Source organism: Chondromyces apiculatus DSM 436 (genome assembly GCF_000601485.1).
Lineage (GTDB): Bacteria > Myxococcota_A > Polyangia > Polyangiales > Polyangiaceae > Chondromyces > Chondromyces apiculatus.
Genome location: NZ_ASRX01000030.1, coordinates 1 through 19,273, shown reverse-complemented (window position 1 = coordinate 19,273; position 19,273 = coordinate 1). Strand labels below are relative to the sequence as shown.

Annotated in this window: 15 protein-coding genes; 9 read left to right on the top strand and 6 right to left on the bottom strand. The window is 70.8% G+C overall.

Annotated elements, in window-relative coordinates:
* The first annotated feature begins 300 nt into the window (after positions 1-300).
* From CAP_RS20200 to CAP_RS20175, 6 genes are all read left to right on the top strand, one after another.
* Positions 301-891 carry a (2Fe-2S)-binding protein gene (locus tag CAP_RS20200; protein WP_081865075.1) on the top strand — a complete coding sequence of 197 codons (591 nt, stop codon included), beginning with the start codon at positions 301-303 and terminating at the stop codon, positions 889-891.
* The gene (locus CAP_RS20195; protein ID WP_044243568.1) at positions 888-1,883 is read left to right on the top strand and encodes an FAD binding domain-containing protein; all 996 of its coding nucleotides are present in this window, start codon (positions 888-890) and stop codon (positions 1,881-1,883) included. The genes CAP_RS20200 and CAP_RS20195 overlap by 4 nt, the downstream gene beginning before the upstream one ends.
* On the top strand, positions 1,880-4,114 hold the full coding sequence (locus CAP_RS20190) for a xanthine dehydrogenase family protein molybdopterin-binding subunit (RefSeq protein ID WP_044243566.1): 2,235 nt from the start codon (positions 1,880-1,882) through the stop codon (positions 4,112-4,114). The genes CAP_RS20195 and CAP_RS20190 overlap by 4 nt, the downstream gene beginning before the upstream one ends.
* Before the next feature lie 7 nt (positions 4,115-4,121).
* Positions 4,122-4,805: a nucleotidyltransferase family protein gene (locus tag CAP_RS20185; protein WP_052375553.1), complete on the top strand. Its 684-nt coding sequence runs from the start codon at positions 4,122-4,124 to the stop codon at positions 4,803-4,805.
* Positions 4,806-5,007: 202 nt separating this feature from the next.
* Positions 5,008-6,522, top strand: a complete 1,515-nt coding sequence (locus tag CAP_RS55035) for a serine/threonine-protein kinase (RefSeq protein ID WP_052375552.1) — start codon at positions 5,008-5,010, stop codon at positions 6,520-6,522.
* Positions 6,523-6,780: 258 nt separating this feature from the next.
* Complete coding sequence (locus CAP_RS20175; RefSeq protein WP_044243564.1) at positions 6,781-9,084, top strand: family 2 encapsulin nanocompartment cargo protein terpene cyclase; 2,304 nt, start codon at positions 6,781-6,783, stop codon at positions 9,082-9,084.
* Between the two features lie 111 nt (positions 9,085-9,195).
* Here the strand turns inward: CAP_RS20175 and CAP_RS20170 are convergent, their stop codons facing one another.
* The 4 genes from CAP_RS20170 to CAP_RS20155 form a co-directional block, all read right to left on the bottom strand.
* Positions 9,196-10,773, bottom strand: coding sequence for a sensor histidine kinase (locus tag CAP_RS20170; protein ID WP_052375551.1), 1,578 nt, complete (start codon positions 10,771-10,773; stop codon positions 9,196-9,198).
* Positions 10,774-10,775: 2 nt separating this feature from the next.
* The gene (locus CAP_RS20165; protein ID WP_044243561.1) at positions 10,776-11,489 is read right to left on the bottom strand and encodes a response regulator transcription factor; all 714 of its coding nucleotides are present in this window, start codon (positions 11,487-11,489) and stop codon (positions 10,776-10,778) included.
* Positions 11,490-11,626: 137 nt separating this feature from the next.
* A complete protein-coding gene (locus CAP_RS20160; RefSeq protein WP_231511585.1) occupies positions 11,627-13,108 on the bottom strand; it encodes a YncE family protein in 1,482 nt (493 codons plus the stop codon).
* Positions 13,105-14,550 (bottom strand): YncE family protein, encoded by a 1,446-nt coding sequence (locus CAP_RS20155; RefSeq protein WP_231511584.1) that lies wholly within the window; start codon positions 14,548-14,550, stop codon positions 13,105-13,107. The genes CAP_RS20160 and CAP_RS20155 overlap by 4 nt, the downstream gene beginning before the upstream one ends.
* Before the next feature lie 124 nt (positions 14,551-14,674).
* Here CAP_RS20155 and CAP_RS20150 point away from each other — a divergent pair, with 124 nt between their 5' ends.
* Positions 14,675-15,664 (top strand): DsbA family protein, encoded by a 990-nt coding sequence (locus tag CAP_RS20150; protein ID WP_197041267.1) that lies wholly within the window; start codon positions 14,675-14,677, stop codon positions 15,662-15,664.
* On the opposite strand, the gene CAP_RS20145 is transcribed toward CAP_RS20150, so the two are convergent.
* Both CAP_RS20145 and CAP_RS20140 read right to left on the bottom strand, forming a co-directional pair.
* On the bottom strand, positions 15,624-16,715 hold the full coding sequence (locus tag CAP_RS20145; RefSeq protein WP_044243558.1) for a type VI secretion system protein: 1,092 nt from the start codon (positions 16,713-16,715) through the stop codon (positions 15,624-15,626). The two genes, CAP_RS20150 and CAP_RS20145, sit on opposite strands and share 41 nt — an antisense overlap.
* Positions 16,712-17,368 (bottom strand): DotU family type IV/VI secretion system protein, encoded by a 657-nt coding sequence (locus CAP_RS20140; RefSeq protein ID WP_231511583.1) that lies wholly within the window; start codon positions 17,366-17,368, stop codon positions 16,712-16,714. The genes CAP_RS20145 and CAP_RS20140 overlap by 4 nt, the downstream gene beginning before the upstream one ends.
* Positions 17,369-17,539: 171 nt before the next feature.
* On the opposite strand from CAP_RS20140, the gene eno reads away from it, so the two are divergent.
* Together eno and CAP_RS53800 are read left to right on the top strand one after the other, a co-directional pair.
* A complete protein-coding gene (gene eno / locus CAP_RS20135; RefSeq protein WP_044243694.1) occupies positions 17,540-18,817 on the top strand; it encodes a phosphopyruvate hydratase in 1,278 nt (425 codons plus the stop codon).
* A 251-nt stretch (positions 18,818-19,068) separates the two neighbouring features.
* Positions 19,069-19,273 (top strand): hypothetical protein (locus CAP_RS53800; RefSeq protein ID WP_044243554.1); only part of this gene is annotated, 205 nt, incomplete at its 3' end.

Genomic DNA, 19,273 nt, shown 5'->3' with positions numbered 1-19,273 from the left:
CGCTCGTGGCATAGAACCGGGCGTTGCGGTGGCACTCTGCGTGGAAGCGCTGCGTTAGCCCGCGCGCGGTGCGCACCCAGCGAGCACGGAGAGCTGCAAGAGGGGCATACCTGGTCGGAGGCACCAGATCTGGCCGCTTTTCAGGGCAAGCCCGGGGTTCTCCGGAACGCGCCGTGAGGGAGGGCATGTCAGGGGAAGAAGGAACAGAACCACCTCGAAGCAAGGAGCATCAAGGGTTCAATCCAGGACACGCGGCCCGCCGCGGGGTGCGGCGTACGACGTGGGGAGGGTCCGATCCAGATGAGCGCTTCCGAGAGAACCGTGGCGACAGAGGGCACGACCGCAGCGCCGGCCACGTCGCACACCATCACCCTCACCATCAACGGCGCGAAGAAGCAGGTGGAGGTCGCGCCATGGACGACGCTGCTCGATCTGCTGCGCGAGTCGCTGCACTTGACGGGCGCGAAGAAGGGCTGTGACCACGGTCAGTGCGGGGCATGCACGGTGCTCGTCGACGGCAAGCGCGTGAACTCCTGCCTGACGCTCGCGATCGTCAAGGATGGGGCGGAGGTGACCACCATCGAGGGGCTCTCGGCGGGCGATGCGCTTCATCCGTTGCAGCAGGCGTTCATCGACCACGATGCGTTTCAGTGCGGTTACTGCACGCCGGGGCAGATCTGCTCGGCCGAGGGGCTCATCCGGGAGAAGCGGGCGAAGACGGCCGACGACGTGCGCGAGCTGATGAGCGGCAACCTCTGCCGGTGCGGCGCCTACTCCAACATCGTGGCGGCGATCGAGGAAGTGATGGGAGCGTGCACGCGCGAGCGTGATGGGCGCGGCAACGGGCAGGGTAGGCACGCGGTGGGCGGCGGAAGGGGTGAGGAGCGATGAACCGGTTTACCTACGCGCGGGCGGAGCAGGTGGGGGACGCGGTGAGCGCGGCGATGCAGCGGCGGGCTGCGACCTTCATCGCGGGAGGGACGAATCTCGTCGACCTGATGAAGGAGAACGTGGCCCGCCCGGATCACCTCATCGACATCAACCGGCTGCCGCTCCAGCAGGTGGAGGAGACGGAGGACGGGGGGCTTCGGGTCGGGGCGCTGGTGACGAACGCCGACCTCGCGTACCACCCGCTGGTTGAGGCGCGGTATCCGCTGCTCTCAAGGGCCATCCTCTCCGGGGCGTCGGCGCAACTCCGCAACATGGCGACGACGGGGGGGAACCTGCTCCAGCGGACGCGCTGCTTCTACTTCTACGACACGGCGACACCCTGCAACAAACGGGAGCCGGGGTCGGGGTGTCCGGCGATCACGGGGCAGAACCGGAACCACGCGATCCTCGGGGCGAGTGAGCATTGCATCGCGACGCACCCGTCCGACATGTGCGTGGCGCTGGCGGCGCTGGAGGCTGTGGTGCGGGTGACGGGGAAGGGCGGGGAGCGGAGGGTCCCGTTCGCCGAGCTACACCGGCTGCCAGGGGACATGCCGGAGCGCGACACCACCCTGGAGCCCGGGGACCTGATCACGGCGGTGGAGCTGCCTCCGGGGAGGTTCGCGGAGCACTGCACGTACCTGAAGGTGCGCGACAGGGCCTCGTACGCGTTCGCGCTAGTGTCGGTGGCGGCGGCGGTGGAACTCGCCGGCGGCACCATCAAGGAGGCGCGGGTGGCGCTCGGCGGCGTGGCACACAAGCCGTGGCGAGACAGGACGGCCGAAGCCCTCCTGCGGGGCAAGGCGGCGAGCACGGAGGCGTTCCAGGAGGTGGCGGAGGCGCTGCTCCAGGACGCGCAGGGCTACCGCCACAACGGGTTCAAGATGGCGCTGGCAAAGCGGGCCATCGTGCGTGCGCTGGGTGAGGCAGTCTCGGGGAGGCAGGCATCATGAGGGGCGAGGCGACCCGCATCGGGGATGGCATCAACCGCGTCGATGGCCGGGCCAAGGTGACCGGTCAGGCGAAGTACGCGGCGGAGTTCGAGGCGGAGGGGTTGCTCCACGGCTGGGTGGTGTCGAGCGGGGTGGCGAAGGGGAAGATCGCCACGCTCGACACGAGCGCGGCGCTTGCCGTGGAGGGGGTGGTGCACGTGCTGACGCACGAGAACCGGCCCCGGCTGGCGTGGTTCGACAAGAGCTACCGTGACGAGGACGCGCCGGCGGGGTCGCCGTTCCGACCGCTCTACGACGACGCGATCGTCTACAGCGGGCAGCCGGTGGCGCTGGTAGTGGCGACGACGCTGGAGATTGCCCGCCATGCAGCGTCGCTGGTGCGGGTCACCTACAAGACGGAGGAGCACGAGACGGACCTCGCGGCGAGGCGCGAGAAGGCGCGCAAGGCGAGGCCCGGCAAGGGCGGGTACGAGCCGCCGCCGAAGCCGCGGGGGAACGCCGACGAGGCGCTGGCGAAGGCCGCGGTGAAGGTGGACGCGGCGTACGAGTCGCCCGCCGAGCACCACAACCCGATGGAGATGCACGCCACGACGGTGGTCCACGAGCCGGACGGGGCGCTGACCATCTATGACAAGACGCAGGGGGTGACGAACACCCAGACGTACGTGTCCAACGTCTTCGGTCTCAAGCCGGACCAGGTGAGGGTGATCTCGCCGTTCGTGGGCGGGGCGTTCGGGTCTGGGCTGAGGCCGCAGTACCAGGTCTTCTTGGCGGTGATGGCGGCGCAGGTGCTGAAGCGGTCGGTGCGGGTGACGCTGACGCGGCAGCAGATGTTCACCTTCGGCTACCGGCCGGCGACGTGGCAGCGGGTGGCGCTGGGGGCGACGGCGGAGGGAAAGCTCGAAGCGGTGGTGCACGAAGCGATCGGCGAGACGTCGCGCTTCGAGGACTACGTGGAGGTGGTCGTGAACTGGTCGGGGTTGCTCTACCAGTGCGACAACGCCCGGTACGACTACAAGGTGGCGGAGCTCGACGTGTACACGCCCCTCGACATGCGCGCGCCGGGGGCGGTGCTCGGGCTCTACGCGCTGGAGAGCGCGATGGACGAGCTGTCTTACGCGCTCCACATGGATCCCTTGGCGCTCCGGCTCGCGAACTACACGGAGCGCGACCAGAACACCGACAAGCCGTTCTCCAGCAAGGAGCTGCGGGCCTGCTACGCGCAGGGGGCGGCGCGGTTCGGGTGGGAGAAGCGGCTGCCCACGCCGCGCGCGATGCGCGAGGGCAACAAGCTGGTGGGCTGGGGGATGGCGACGGGAATCTGGGAGGCGATGCAGCAGAAGGCCGCGGCGAGGGCGGTGCTGAGCATCGACGGCAAGCTCGTGGTGGGGAGCGGGACGAGCGACATCGGCACGGGGACGTACACGGCGATGACCCAGATCGCGGCATCGATCCTGGGGCTGCCCATCGCGGACGTGACCTTCAAGCTGGGCGACACGACGCTGCCGCCGGCACCGCTCCAGGGCGGGTCGTGGACCGTGGCGTCGGTGGGGACGGCGGTGAAGGCCGTGTGCGAGGCGGTGCGCGAGCAGGTGTTCAAGCTCGCGAAGAAGATGAAGGGGTCGCCGCTCGCGCAGGCGAGCCTCGACGAGGTGATCTTCGCGGGGGGCGAGGTGCGGCTCGCGCGGGATCCGGCGCAGGCGGTGTCGATCGCGGCGGCGATGCGGGCAGGGGAGGCGTTCACCCTCGAAGAGGAGACCTCCACGCTGCCCCAGCTCCAGGAGCAGGCGAAGTACACGCGGGCCACGCACTCCGCGGTGTTCGTGGAGGTGAAGGTAGACGAGGACCTCGGGAAGGTGGAGGTGACCCGCGTCGTCTCCGCCATCGCTGGGGGGCGCATCGTCAGCGCGAAGACGGCGCGCAGCCAGATCCTGGGGGCGGTGGTGTGGGGCATCGGAATGGCTCTTGAAGAGGAGACGCTGATGGACCACGACCTCGGGCGGTTCATGAACCACAACCTGGCCGAGTACCATGTGCCCGTGAACGCGGACGTGCGCGACATCGAGGTGATCTTCGTGCCCGAGGAGGACGAGGTGGTGAACCCGCTCGGCGCGAAGGGGCTCGGGGAGATCGGGATCGTGGGGGTCGCGGCGGCGATCGCCAACGCGGTGTTCCACGCGACCGGCAAGCGCGTCCGGGATCTGCCCATCACCCTCGACAAGCTCTTGTGAGGTCGCCATGAAGGAATTGCGCGAGGTGGTGCGCACGCGCGCGTCCGAGGCGCTGGAGCACGCCGGCCACGAGGCGTTGCTGGCGCACACGGCGGTGGTGGTGCTGGCGGCTGGAGCGTCGCGGCGGCTGGGTTCGCCGAAGCAGCTCGCCGAGGTCGGAGGAATGACGCTGCTCGCGCGGACGCTCACGGAGGCGACGCAGGTCGGGGCGCAGTGGGTGATCGTGGTGCTGGGGCCGCGGGACGCGCAGGATGGACAGGCGGCGATGGTCGAGGAGGCCCGGCGGTTCGGGGTGAGGGTGGTGTTCAACGAGGCGGCGGCGGAAGGGCTGAGCGCCTCGCTGCGGTGCGGGCTGGCGGAGGCGCGGCTCCTGGATGCGCAGCTCGGGGCGGTGCTCGTCACGCTGTGCGATCAGCCGCGCGTGTCGGGCGCGCTGTTCAGGCGGCTGGTCGCGGCAGTGGCCGCAGGGCCAGAGCCGATCGCGGCGTCGTCGTATGCGGGGGTCTGCGGGGTACCGGCGGTGTTCACGGCCGGGGTGTTCAAGGAGCTGGCGGCGCTGGAAGGCGACGAGGGAGCGCGGCGGGTGCTGCGGCGCGACCCGGCGCGGGTACGTGCGGTGGCCTTCGAGGAGGGCGTGCTCGACGTCGATTCGCGCGAGGATCTGGGGCGGGCGATCGCCGAGATCCTGTAAAGCAAGCGGGGAGCAGGATGCAGGAGAGGGGCGTCGGTTCCGTGCTGGGGATCGCACGGGAGCCCTCGCAAAGGCCTGATTCCGTGCTGGAGACGGGCGCGCACCTTCACAATCGCTCATAGACCCGCAGCACGCCGTTCATGGCGCGTGGTCACGATGGTTGCTGAGCGATGATGGTATCTCGTCCCCAAGGAGCCTCGTCGTGAGCCGCCCGGTGCGCCTGCCGGGTCCGGTCTTGCGGGTGAGGCGCGAGGACGGGCTGCGGGTGTACCTGGCCGCGCTGCTCGCGTTTCTGGTGGGCTTTCACTGGGTGGCGCTGGGGGTGCGGGTGTCCCTCGGCGGGCAGTCGCTGGCGGCGGCGGCGTGCGAGGGGGACGCGTTGCAGCGGCTTTGGGTGATGGCGGCGCTCGTGGGAGGTCTCGCGCTCTCGTCGCGCTGGGGGCCGTGGGGTGAGGCGCGGCACGCGCGCGAGGCGCAAGGGGAGGCGCGGCAAGGCGCGGAGGCAGCCGCCGGGGGGGCGGCGGAGGTGCCTGAAGTGCTCGAGGGCGGGGCGCAGCTCGGGGCCTACACGCTGGTGCGCAAGCTCGGGGAAGGGGGGATGGGCGTGGTGTACGAGGCGCGTCACGCGCTCCTGCCGCGCAAGGTGGCGCTCAAGGTGATCAAGCCGGTGCACGCGAACGCGGCAGGGGTGAGGCGGTTCGCGCGGGAAGCGCAGCTCACGAGCGAGCTGTCGCACCCGAACACAGTGGCGCTCTACGACTACGCGCAGGCGGCGGACGGGAGCTGCTACTACGCGATGGAGTTCATCGAGGGGATGGACCTGGAAGCGCTGGTGCGCGCGGAGGGGCCGCTGCCCGCGGGGAGGGTGCTGCACATCCTGCGGCAGGTGGCGGCGTCGCTTTCGGAGGCGCACCGCAAGGGGGTGATGCACCGGGATATCAAGCCCTCCAACGTGATGGTGGGGTGCCGCGACGGGGCGCCGGATTTCGTGAAGGTGCTGGACTTCGGGCTCTCGCGGCGGTTCGACGAGGGCGGGGTGCGGGGCGAGCGCACGAGCCTGATCGCGGGGACGCCCCAGCTCATGGCCCCGGAGGCGCTGTACGACAGCGGCGCGCTGGGGCCTGGTGCGGACGTGTACGGGGTGGGGGCGCTCGGGTACTTCCTGCTGACCGGGACCTTTCCGTTCGACGGGGAGAGCTGGACGGCGATCGCGAACGCGCACCTCCTGTCGCCGCCGCTGCCGCCCTCGCTGCGGACGCGGAACGACGTGCCGCGCGACTTCGAGGACGTGCTGATGCGGTGCCTGGCGAAGCTGCCCTACGAGCGGCCCGCCGATGGACAGGCGCTCCTCGAAGCGCTGGAGGGCTGCGGGGAGAGCGAGGGCTGGTCGCGGGACGAGGCGGCGCGGTGGTGGGAAGAGCTGGGCGACAGCGCGGTGGAGACGCTGCGGGTGCCCGAGGGGGCGGCGGAGGCGATGACGACGCGGCCGAGCGCAGGGGTGACGTCGGTGGAGCCACCGACGGTGGTCGCGGCGAGGGGGCCGGCAGACGCGCCGATGTCGGGGGCCGCCATCTCGGTGGGCGCCCTCTCGGTGGGTAAGGGAGTGGTGGCGGTGGAGGGGCCGACGATGCCGGCGGCGTCGGCGGAGGAGGAGGCGATCGTCACGGCAGCGTTCCGGCTCACGCGCCGGAAGGAAGCTCAGCAGGCGGCTGGGTAGCGCGCGGGGGCCAAGGGAAACGCGGGGGGATCAGGGGGGCGCGGGGACGGAGCCGGAAAACCAGGGCATACGCGCGGGCGCCGACGTCGAGGGTCTGCCCATGCCGGGCGATTCGTGCGAGATTGTCCGCGCTTCGGCCTGCCAGCGAGGACTCGCAGGGGTCCTCGGGGGTTGATCCGCGAGCTTCGCGCGCCGCGACGAGAGGCGCAGAATTCGGCCGCTCAGGGTGGTCCTGGGCCTTCACGGGGTGACGTCACGATGAGTGGAAGCAAGGCTGGGGGGAACAAGAAGCAACCCTTCGAGCTGCCGGATTTCTACGTGCCCTGGCCGGCGCGCCTGAACCCCAACCTGGAGGGCGCCCGCGTGCACTCCAAGGCGTGGGCGCGCGAGATGGGGATCCTCGACCCGCCGGAGAGCGAGGGGGTCGAGGTCTGGGACGAGGCGAAATTCGACGCCATGGATTACGCGCTGCTCTGCGCGTACACGCACCCCGAGGCGCCAGGGCCGGAGCTGGACCTGGTGACGGACTGGTACGTGTGGGTCTTCTACTTCGACGACCACTTCCTGGAGCTTTACAAGCGGACGAAGGACCAGGCGGGCGCGAAGAAGTACCTGGATCGGCTGCCGCTGTTCATGCCGGTGGACCTCTCGCCCCCGCCGGAGCCGACCAACGGGGTGGAGCGTGGCCTCATCGACCTGTGGGCGCGTACGGTGCCCTCGAAGTCGATGGAGTGGCGGAAGCGGTTCTTCGAGAGCACGAAGCACCTGCTCGAGGAGTCGACCTGGGAGCTTTACAACATCACCGAGCGGCGGGTGTCGAACCCGATCGAGTACATCGAGATGCGCCGCAAGGTGGGCGGTGCCCCCTGGTCAGCGGACCTGGTGGAGCACGCGGTGTTCGTGGAGGTGCCGGACCGGATCGCCAAGTCGCGTCCCATGGAGGTTCTCAAGGCCACGTTCTCCGACGGGGTGCACCTGCGCAACGACTTGTTCTCGTACGAGCGCGAGATCCTCGACGAGGGCGAGCTTGCCAACAACGTGCTGGTGCTGGAGCAGTTCCTGGGCTGCGACACCCAGCGCGCCGCCGACCTGACGAACGAGATCCTGACCTCGCGGCTGCAGCAGTTCGAGAACACGGCGGTGACAGAGCTGCCCCCCCTCTTCGAGGAGTTCGGGCTGAATCCGATCGAGCGCGCGCAGGTGCTCACCTACATCCGCGGGCTGCAGGACTGGCAGTCCGGGGGCCACGAGTGGCACATGCGGTCGAGCCGCTACATGAACAAAGGCGGCGCCGCCACGAGCGATTCACCGCTCGGCGGGACGCTCCCGGGGCCGACGGGGCTCGGCACCTCGGGGTTGCGCATCCTCTGGACACCCGGCGCGCTCGGGCTCCAGCGGATCAGGAACTTCACCTTCGTTCCCTTCGAGCCGGTGGGGCCGGTGCAGCTCCCCGAGTTCTACATGCCCTTCAAGACCGGGCAGAGCCCCCACCTGGACGCCGCAAGGCGTAACTCCAAGGAGTGGGCGCGCCGGATGGGGATGCTCGACGTGATCCCGGGCGTGCCCGGCGGCTACATCTGGGACGACCACAAGTTCGACGTGGCCGACGTGGCCCTGTGCGGCGCGGTGATCCACCCGGACGCGACGGGCCCGGAGCTTGACCTGACGGCGTGCTGGCTGGTCTGGGGGACGTACGCGGACGATTTCTTCCCGGCGCTCTTCACCTATCCGCGCAACCTGGCAGGCGCGAAGGTGTTCAACGAGCGGCTCAGGCTGTTCATGCCGGACAGCGGCGCGATCACCGAGGTCCCCACGAACCCGGTGGAGAAGGGCCTGGCCGATCTCTGGCTACGCATGATGGAGAGCCTGTCATCGAACGCGCGGGACCTGTTCCGCACGGCGGTGATGAACATGACGTCGAGCTGGCTGTGGGAGCTGGCGAACCAGACCCTGAACCGCATCCCCGATCCGGTCGACTACGTGGAGATGCGCCGCAGGACGTTCGGCTCGGAGCTGACGACGAGCCTCTCGCGCATGTCCATCGGTGACGAGCTCCCGGCCGAGATCTTCCGCACCCGGTCGATCCGCGGGCTGGAGAACTCGGCCATGGACTACGCCTGCTTCACGAACGACGTGTTCTCCTACCAGAAGGAGGTGGAGTACGAGGGCGAGTTCCACAACATGGTGCTCGTCGTCCGCAACTTCCTCGGGGTGGACTCGGCGGAGGCGGTGTCGATCGTCAATGACCTGATGACCGCGCGGATGCGTCAGTTCGAGTTCATCAAGAAGACGGAGCTGCCGGTCCTCTTCGACGACTTCGGCCTCGACGACGCGGGTCGGGCGAAGGTGAACGAGTACGTCGAGAGGCTGCAGGAGTGGATGGCCGGCGTGATGATCTGGCACCAGACCGTGGACCGCTACCGGGAGTTCGAGCTGCGCGCGGACCGGACGCCGGGGAGCCTGCTCAAGAACGTCGGCGGCCCGACGGGGCTCGGCACCTCGGCCGCGCGCCTCGCCTCTCAGTTCGCCAAGCTGAACAGCCAGCCCTCCCTCGGGCAGTAAGCCTCTCCTGAAGAACGCAGGCGGCGGGGCTCGCGCTCCCGCCGCGTCACCGACGTGCCGTCGGCGTGCCGTCGGCGTGCTGTCGGCGTGCTGTCGACGCGTCTGGCCTGGTCAGGCCTTGCTGGTGGGGGCGCGCGCGCTCTCCGGCGGCCGTCGTCCGACGCTGAGGGGCGCGCAGGGGAGGCGCACGGAGGCGCGGGTGCCTTTGCCAGGGGCGCTGTCGAGGGTGATGGTGCCGTGGTGTGCCTCGACGATGCGGCGGGCCAGGGCGAGGCCGAGGCCAAGGCCTCCCGTGCTGCGGGTGCGGCTGCGGTCGGTGCGGAAGAAGGGGCGGAAGATCTTGGGCATGTCCTCGGGGGAGATGCCGATGCCCTCGTCGGCGACCTCGATCAGGATCTCGGTGGAGGTCGTGGAGGCGCGGAGGGTGACGGGGTCGTCGGGGCGGCTGCTGTACTTGTGGGCATTGTCGAGGAGGTTGTCGACGGCGCGGCGGAGGAGGACAGGATCGCCGTCGAGGGCGGGGAGATCGGGGGGGAGGTCGACGACGAGAGGTCGCTCGGAGTGGGCGCTGCGGAAGCGGGCCATGGAGCGGTCGAGCAGCTCGCGGGTGTCGAGGTGCTCGTGGCGGAGCGGGGGGATGCCAGGGGCGCCGCTCTGCTGGCCGAGGTCGAGGCGGGCGGCGGTGAGGACGTCGCTGATGAGGCGCTCCAGCTCGCCGAGATCCTCGGTGATGTCGCGGAGGGACTGGCGCGCGACCTCGGCGTCTCCCTCGGCGGCGATGTCGAGGGCGACGCGGATGCGGGCGAGGGGTGTGCGCAGCTCGTGGGAGATGTTGGCGAGCAGCTCGCGTTCGGCGCGGAGGAGGGCGGTGAGGCGGTCGGCCATCTCGTCGAAGGCGGCGGCGACCTCGCCGATCTCATCGGTGCGGGCGAGGGCGACCCGGGTCTCGAGATGGCCCGCGCCGAGGGCGCGCACGGCCTGGGAGAGGCGGGCGAGGGGGCGCGCGAGGGAGCGGGCCGTGAGGAGCGAGGCGACGCCGACGATGATGAGCACGAGGGCGACGATGAGGACGATATGGTGCCTTGGGGGGCCCGGGTTGCCAGGGACGAGCGGGGTGTAGACGGCGCGACCCGTGCGGCCGTCAGGGAGGCGGAGCACGACGGTGATGTCATCGCCGCGGACCGCACCTGGTGGCGGCGGCGGAGGGCCGTGGTGCAGCGCGCCGTCGAAGGGGTGACGACCGTGCTGCTGGGGCGAGAAGGTCTCCTGCCGGGGAGCGTCGGGGGACCGGGGCATGCCCGGGGGCGGCGTGGCGCCCTCGGGGGGCCGGAAGCCGCGCTCCGGGGGCCAGAAGGGGCGCTCCGGAGGCAGCATGGCCTCGGGGGGAGGGAGGTCGTCGGTCGAGGCGAGGACGGCGCCGGTGTCGTCGTGGAGGGTCAGCTCGGCGTGGAGGAAGTCGCGGACACGGGCCAGCTCGCGGGTGAGGGCGTCGCCGTCGCCGAGCTGGGCGGCGACGAGGGAGGTCGCGAGGCGCGCGTCCCTGCGCACCTCGAAGACGCGGGGACCGGGGGAGAGCACGCGCACGAGGAGGGTGAAGCCCAGGATGACGGCGCCGAACTGGGCGAGGCCGGCGAGGTAGATCCGCAGCGCGAGGCGGGAGCGTACGCGGCGCAGGACGGAGAAGGGCACGGTCAGACGCGCTCTTCGGCGAGCATGTAGCCGATGCCGCGCACCGTCTTGAGGAGGCGAGGGTTGCGGGAGTCGTCGCCGAGCTTCTGGCGGAGGTGCGAGATGTGCACGTCGATGGAGCGGTCGAAGGCGTCCTCGGCGTTGCCGCGGACGAGTTCCATGATCTGCTCGCGGGTGAGGACGCGGCCGGGGCGCTCGGCGAGGACGTGGAGGAGCGAGAACTCGTAGGTGGTGAGGTTGAGGTTCTTGCCGTCGAGGGTGGCGTGGCGGGCGGCGACGTCGATGAGGAGGCGGCCGACGCGGAGCTGGATGGGGGCCGGGCCGGAGCGTCCGCGGGCGCGCCGGGCCTGGGCGCGGACGCGGGCGAGCAGCTCGCGGGAGGAGAAGGGCTTGGCGATGTAGTCGTCGGCGCCGCCTTCAAGGCCGAGGACGCGGTCGGCCTCCTCGCCGCGGGCGGTGACCATGATGATGGGGGTGTCGATGCGGGCACGGAGGGTGCGGCAGGTCTCGATGCCGTCGATGCCGGGGAGCATGAGGTCGAGGAGGATCACGTCGGGGCGCTCGCGGGTGATCTTGGCGATGCCGTCGCGGGGGTCGGCAGCGACGGTGACGCGGACGCCGTGCGATTCGAGGTAACGGGCGGTGAGGCTCGCGAGGCGGTCGTCATCCTCGATGTAGACGACGGAGATCGGCTCGTTGTCGGGGGACGCGGACATGATGGAGCACGAGCGTACCGTACGGGGTGCGCGCGGGCCGGCGGCTAACAGACGCAAACATGGTTCGACATGCGTCCGCACGGTCGCGCGAGGCCGTGCGGCACCGCGCGAGGTCATGCGCCGTGTGGCCGAGCGCGCTACTGTTCCAGCACGGTGACGGAGCGGTCGCGGTAGGAGGCGACGGCGGCGCGGCGGCCATCCTTGGAGACGGCGACCGCGCAGGCGCCGCTGCCCGTGGGGAGGGAGGCCACGATCTTGGGGGGGTTGCCGGCGATGATGTCGACGCCGCTGCCGGTGGGCGGGTGCTCCTCACCGCCGAGGACGACGAAGAGGGTCTTCCTGTCGGGCGAGGTGACGCCGCCGGAGGGGATGCCGCGGAGGGGGAGGGTGCTGACGATGGTCATGGCGTCGAGGTCGATGACGCTGGCCGTGCGGGCCTCGGCATTGAGGGTGACGCCGTAGCGGTCGCCTTCGAGGAGGAAGGCGCGGGTGGGGCCGCCGCTGACGGTGACCTGGCGCGAGCGGGTGACGCCTGCAACGGACATGAGGACCGCGGTGTTCGAGACGCGGTCGGGGTAGAAGAGGGCACCGCCGTCGGTGGTGACGGCGCCTGCGCGAGGGTCGCGCCCGGCGGGGATGCTGCGGCGGGTGGCGCCGAAGGGGGTCTCCTCGGGGTCGAAGAGGTCGAGCCAGGCACCGGCGGGGCGGCCGGCGTGCGTGAGGACGCCGAGGGCGCCGAGGTGGGTCCTGCCGTTGGCGTGCACGACGTAGAGCTGGGCTGTGGTGTGGGGCAGGGTGATGTTGGAGGTGCGGGCGCCGCTCGGGAGCTCGAAGCGGGTGAGGCGCCTGGAGTCGGCGGTGGTGGCCACGACGCTGCGGCCGTCGGGGAGCTCGACGATGTCGCCAGGGCTCCGGCCGACTTCGAGGAGCACGGGGTCGCGGTCCCAGGCGGTGGTGTCCATGACGGGGATGCGCGCGGCGTCCTCGTGGCGGAGCACGGCGACGTAGCGGTCGAAGAGGACGCGGATGTGGTCGCCCTGGGCGGGGACCGAGGCCTTGTGGAGCAGCTCGCCGCTCTTGAGGCGGTACTCGCGCAGGGAGGCGTCGTCGCCGCTGACGTAGACGGAGTTGCCCTTCGGGTTGAAGGCGAGGTCGAGGGGGTGGTAGTCGCCGACGCGGAACTCGCGGGCGACGTGCCAGCGGGCCTGGGCCTCGGGTGACGGTGCGGAGGCGGGCTCAGGGGTGTCGGGGTCGTCGGGGCCGATGGCGGCCGGGTCGGGGGCGGCGCCCTGCGCGTTGCCTTCGGGCTGCAGCTCGGTGAGGGGCGGGGCTTCGCCGACGGTGGACTCGCGGTTCGTGATCAGGGCAATCACGACGGAGACGACGGTGGCACAGACGGTGACCGTGGCGCGGCCGGAGCGCCGGGGAGGCGGCGCCGCTGTGGGGGCGTCGGGAGAGCTGGGGGCGGTGACCCAGGCCTTGCAGCTCCGGCACTTGCGGGCGCCATCGAGGATGGGGGCCTTGCAGCTCGGGCAGGGGATGCGGGGGCTCGCCGCGGGCCCGGCTTCGGCCTGCGCGACGGAGACGCTGGAGGTGGATGTGGATTGGTTTTCGCTCACCGGATCACCCACGTGACCTTGGACCGTTCGGAGAGCGCGATGACGGCGCGTCCGTCGGGCGAGAAGCTGACCCGCGTCGGCTCGGCGCCGAGGGGGACGGTGGAGACTGCGTACGTCCGGAGATCGATGAGGGCGAGGGAGCCTGCCCCCTCGCTGTTCACCGCGACGGCCGCCTGGGCGTTGTCAGGTGAGACGGCGAGGTCGGCGGCGCGGCCATGCAACTCGATGGTCTGCAGGGCGGTGAGCTGGGTGAGGTCGAGGACCTGGATGGCGCGGCCCTCGTTGCAGCGGAGGATGGCGCGGCGCTCGCTGCGCACGAGGTCGATGTGCTCGGGCTCGCGGCAGGTGGGGATGCGATCGCCTTCCTGGCGGATGGCGCCCGAAGGCTGCCAGCGGAGGGGGACGAGGGCGCTCTCGGCGCGCAGGGCCACGAGGCTGAGATCGCCGTCGGGGGTCATGAGCACGCTCACAGGGTTGCCGAGCTGGGAGGCGCGCACGCGGTCCTGATCCCAGCCGAGCCGGCTGGGATCGAAGGCGTAGACGGCGCCTCCCGCAGGATCGCGCAGGCCTGCCAGGGGGACCTGACCGGTGGTGGTGATGGCGCGGGCGCCGCTGTCGTCGACGGCGAGCGGTCCCACGGGATCGTCGCCGAACTGGATGCGGTCGATCTCGGCGTGGTACTCGGTGGCGATGATGGCAACGGCGTGCGCCGCGGGGAGCGAGGCGAGCACCCGGCGCCCGCTGGGGTCGGGGACCAGATCGCCGACGAGGGAGCCGACCTCGATGGTCTTGAGGACGCGCGGGGTGCCGGCGTGGAAGACGTAGATCCGCTGCGGCGCGGTGGCGTAGACCATGTCGCCGACGCGGTGGAGGCGGCGCGCCTGGGGGGCTTCGCTGAGGAGGCTGAGCACCTCGCCGGTGCGGGCGCTGCGGATCTGGGCGCCCGAGAGGAGGGCGACGGCGAAGCGCTCGTCGTCGAGCAGCAGGGTGTCGGAGGCGTCCTTCGGGAGCGGGAAGGGGCCGGAGACCGAGGGGACGGCGGCGAGATGTCCGACGTCGTTGGGCTTCTGCCAGACACAGCGTCCGAGCTGGCAAGCCTCGCCGTTCCAGCAGGGCGAGGGGCAGGTGGGGACCGTGGCGCGGGCCGATGCGGCGCGCGAGGGGGCGAAGCGATCGGGGGCGAGGTGCCGCAGGATCACGCCGGTGAGGATGAGCGCGCCGATCGCACCGAGGGTGACGAGCGGGCGCCAGTGCATGTGGAGCCAGCTCGCGCCCGGAGGGTCGTCGGCGATGGAAAGTCTGCTCGCCGAGGGGACTGGGAGCTTCGTGGACTCACCGCACTCAGGGCACGGATCGGCGCCGCGCGGGATGCGCTCGAGGCACGTGGGACAGCGGGCCTGCTCGCGGGAAAAGAACGAGGAGAGGCGGGTTGCGGTGGTCACGGCGTCGGGTTCCCGGGGCTCTCCGCGGCGCGCGAGGCATCCATCGCGTAACCCGGTCGGATGCCGCTGTCGAGCCCTCAATCCGCTCCCGTTTCCGGGTTCGGGGTGTAGGATTCACCGCGTGGTGAACAGGAGTCGTTCGGTCTGCGCCGTGCTGCTCACGAGCGTGCTCGTTGGTTGCGGTTCCACGCAATCTCCGCAATCTCCTCAGTTCGAAGGCGATCCGGCAGCGCTGCCAGGTCCGTCGGGAGCCGCGCCGCTCCCCGCGACGGAGAGCGAGCCCGAGGAGCTGGCCGGCGTGAACACCGGTGATCTCGTCCGCCGCGAGCGGGTGCTGTGGTGGAAGCTCGTGAACGAGCTGTACGCGCCATGCTCGGAGCAGGCGGTGTCCATCGCGCAGTGCGTGCGCGAGGCGCGGTCGTGCGCGGCGTGCGCGCCGGCCGCGCAGCTCCTCGCCGACAAGATCCACGGGGGCGCGGCGCCCCCAGACGCGCAAGCGGCGTACGCGGCGCGGTTCGGGCCCGACGTGAAGCAGGTGGCGATCGGCGATTCGCCCTCGCGCGGGCCAGAGAACGCGCCCGTGGTGGTGGTGGTGTGGTCCGACTACGAGTGCCCCGCCTGCAAGCGGGCGATGCCGTTCATCGAGGAGGCGTTCGCGACGCACCCCGGGCAGGTGAGGCTGGTGCACAAGTTCTACCCGCTGCGGGCGCACGTGCACGCGGGGCCCGCAGCGCGTGCGGCGTTCGCCGCGCAGAAGCAGGGGAAGTACTGGGAGATGGAGCGGATGCTCTTCGACAACCAGCTCGCGCTGAACGACACCGATCTACGCCGCTACGCGCAGGAGCTCGGGCTGCAGATGGAGCGGTTCGAGTCCGACAGGCAGAGCGACGCGGCAGGGGTGGCCATCGAGCGCGACGTGCAGGCCGGCGACAAGGCTGGCCTGCAGGGGACGCCCCACATCCTCATCAACGGGCGAGCGTTCAGCTACGGGCTCTTCAGCATCGATCCCGACCTGGGCGCGTGGATCGACCTGGAGGTGAAGCTCGCGGGGGAGCGGGGCGCGTCGGCGACGTCTAGTGGGGCTTCTCCAGCAGGGCCAGGATCAGCTCCGTGAGTCCCGTGGCGACGAGGAGCAGCACGCCGACGACGAGTGAGATGACGAAGATGGGGTCGTCCCGCCAGCGGGTGCGGGTGCGCACGAGGTCCTTCTCGGGAAGGACGACGAGCTTCATGAAGGCGTGAATTGGCAGGCCTCCGGGGCGCCCCGCCGTCGGGGCCGCCGGGGGCTGGGCGAGGCCCATGTTGATGAAGCGGGTGACGCTCGCGCGCAGGCGGTCGCCCGTGCCGGGGACGGCGCTGCCGATGATCACCGCGCGGGCCCAGGGGGCGCGCTCGTAGGAGTTCGCGCGGAAGAGGACCTCGAAGAGCTGGGAGAGCCGTTCCTTGAGGGAGCGCACTTCGGCGAGGTGCTGGAAGGCGCGGGTGCGCTGCTCGGGCGGGTCCTCGGAGAGGAGGCGGTGCATGCAGAAGGCCTCGAAGCGCGCGTTCAAGGCTTCGAGCTCCTCGCGGATGCGGGGGACGGCGTCCTGGCTGTCGAGGTCGAAGGGGAGCACGAACCCCCAGGGCTCCTCGCGCACCCGGTCGGGGCCCCACTGGAACACCTCGGCGAAGCCCCAGAGGGTGTCGTAGCGGGTCAGCACCACGTAGACGGGGACGTCCTCCTGGAGCGCCTTGCCCACCTCGACGAGGTAGCCACGGATGCGGCTGCCGTACTCGTCGAGCCGCTGGTCATCGAGGTCGATGAGGTCGGCGATGTTGAGCACGAGCAGGATGCCGTCCATGGCCTCGCGCGGCCTGGCGAGCTTGAGGTCCTGGCAGAGGGCGGTGATGGCCTGCGGGTTGCGCTGGGGGCCCAGGACGGAGGGCCCGGGCTCGATGAAGAGCGCCTCGCGGGCGAGCCAGTAGGTGCACTGCGCCTGGTTGAAGCCGATGGGGAGCGGCCCCTGGATTTCCCAGGTGAGGTCCATCCGCTGCACCGCGGTGGAGCGGCCCGAGCCTGGGTCGCCGATCACCAGGTACCAGGGGGCGGCGTAGGGGTCTTTCCCGTGGGTCCGCTCCATGGCGGAGTAGACGCTCGCGATCTCGTAGACGAACGGTCCGCTCATCCAGCGACCTTTCCGTAGATCGAGATGATGAGCGCCGTGGCGCCGATCAGCGCGAGCAGGACGCCGAGGCCGCGCGCGACCCAGATGGAGCGGAACCAGGGCTCCTTGCTCGAGTAGATGTTGGCCTCGTCGGCGCGCACGGGGTGGATGGTCCCGCCCATCCAGTCGCGGTCTGGATCGACGCGGAGCTTGACGGTGAGGTCGCGGCGGAGCTGCGCGACGGCGTAAGGGTTCTGGCCAGGCAACCCGAAACGCCCCAGGAAGCCGATGCCGAGCACGACGGCGTAGGTGGCGAGCACCGACTTCGGTCCTTCGTGGACGCGGGTGAGCCGGTCGTAGACCTCGACGCCCGCGTTGTGGGTGAGCCAGCGGGTGGCCTGCAGGGGGTGCTGCGCCCAGAGCGGGCGGAGATCCGGCAAGCCCATGGCGATCTCGTCGAGGAGCGCGGCGATGACGAACATCCCGTCGTCCGCGGACTGCACGGGGATGGCCTGCGCGGCCTTGCTGCTCTTCAGTTCGTCGAGGAGGAAGTTCGCCTGCCGCAGGACATGCTCCGGAGGCGGCCTCTGGGGAGACTGTCGGAGCATGCAGATCCAGAGGATCACTTCTTCCCCGAAGACGCCGATGGATGTCTCGATTTGCCCGGTCTCCACGCTGGCCCGGAGCTTACGCCAGCGCGCCGTCCACCGTCGACAGGGAAGCCAGGGCCGCCTATGCTCCCGCCGCCTGCGGCCCGCCGTGACGGGCGCAGCACCGCATCGGCAGCGCTCGATGGCGGGCGCGGGCCCGCCGAGGCGCGCCTCGCAGCCCAGAGGAGAGACATCATGTCGGAGATCCAGAGCGTCATTGCCCGTGAGGTCATCGACTCGCGTGGTAACCCCACGGTCGAGGCGGAGGTGGCCACCCTGAACGGGTTCGGCCGCGCCGCAGTCCCCAGCGGCGCCTCGACGGGCGAGTACGAAGCCGTCGAGCTGCGCGACGGCGACAAGAAGCGCTTCCTCGGCAAGGGCGTGCTCGCCGCGGTGCGCAACATCGAGACGAGCCTGGGGCCGGCGATCATCGGGATGGACGCCCTGGACCAGGCGTCGGTGGACCAGGTGCTCCTCTCGGTCGATGGAACGCCCAACAAGTCGAAGATGGGCGCCAACGCCATCCTCGCGGTGTCGATGGCAGTGGCCCGCGCCGCGGCGGACACGGTGGAGCTGCCGCTGTGGCGCTACCTCGGCGGCGCGCAGGCGCGGGTGCTACCGACGCCGATGCTCAACATCCTGAACGGGGGCGTGCACGCGGACAGCGGCCTCGAAGTGCAGGAGTTCATGGTGATCCCGTACGCGGCGCCCACGTTCGCGGAGTCGCTGCGGGTGGGCGTGGAGATCTTCCATACCCTGAAGGGCCTGCTCAAGAAGGACGGCCACGTGGTCGCGGTCGGCGACGAGGGCGGCTTCGCGCCGCGCCTCGCGTCGAACCAGTCGGCGCTGGAGTACGTGGTGCGCGCGGTGGAGGCCGCCGGTTACCGTCCTGGAGAGGACGTGGGCATCGCGCTCGACGCGGCGCTGAGCGAGTTCTACGACGAGAAGACGGAGCGCTACACCTTCGACAAGGCGCCCCGGACCCGCGAGGAGATCGTCGACATCTACGCCGACCTTTGCGCGCGCTTCCCGATCGTGTCGATCGAGGACGGGTGCGCCGAGGGCGACCACGCGGGCTGGAAGCTCCTCACCGACAGGCTGGGGCGCAAGGTGCAGCTCGTGGGCGACGACCTGTTCGTGACCAACCCGGAGCGGCTGGCGAAGGGGATGGAGGACGGGCTCGCGAACGCGATTCTGATCAAGCTGAACCAGATCGGGTCGGTGTCCGAGACGCTGGAGTGCATCCGGCAGGCGGGTGAAGGCGGCTACCGCTCGATCATCTCCCACCGCTCGGGCGAGACGGAGGACACGTTCATCGCCGACCTGGCCGTGGGCACCAATGCCGGGCAGATCAAGACGGGCTCCGCGTCGCGCTCCGATCGGACAGCGAAGTACAACCAGCTCCTGCGCATCGCCCACACCCTCGGCGACGGCGCGCTCTTCGCGGGTCGCTCGCCCTACCGCAGGCGCTGACCCGCAGGCGCTGACCCGCAGGCGCTGACCCGCGGGTCTCAGGCGCGCTCCTCGCCCCCTCGCGCAAGCCGCTGCTCCGGTTGCGCCTCCCGTTGCTCAGCTTGCGCATCCGTCCACCCTCGCGAGGCACGCGCTGGAGGAGCGGCTGGCCCCTTCGAGGGCGCCATTGCCTGGGCTCCTGGGGGGCCTGCATGGAACGGGCTGTCTACAGGACGGCCTGCTGGTTGCACTGCCGAGTCGGTGGCAAGGTGATGGCCTTCTCGGTCTCCTTCATCACCCTGGGACCTCGGGTGGAGTACACGCCTTTCGGCGAGGATGGCCTGTACGTGGGAGCTTTCGGTGGGGTGGCCTCGGTGCTGGGCGTTCCGGGGCCGGTCGGCTTCGGGGGGGCTGCGCGCGTCGGGTGCCGGCTACGGCCCATCCCGGGTGCGACCAGGCAAGGCTGGTCAGGAAGGA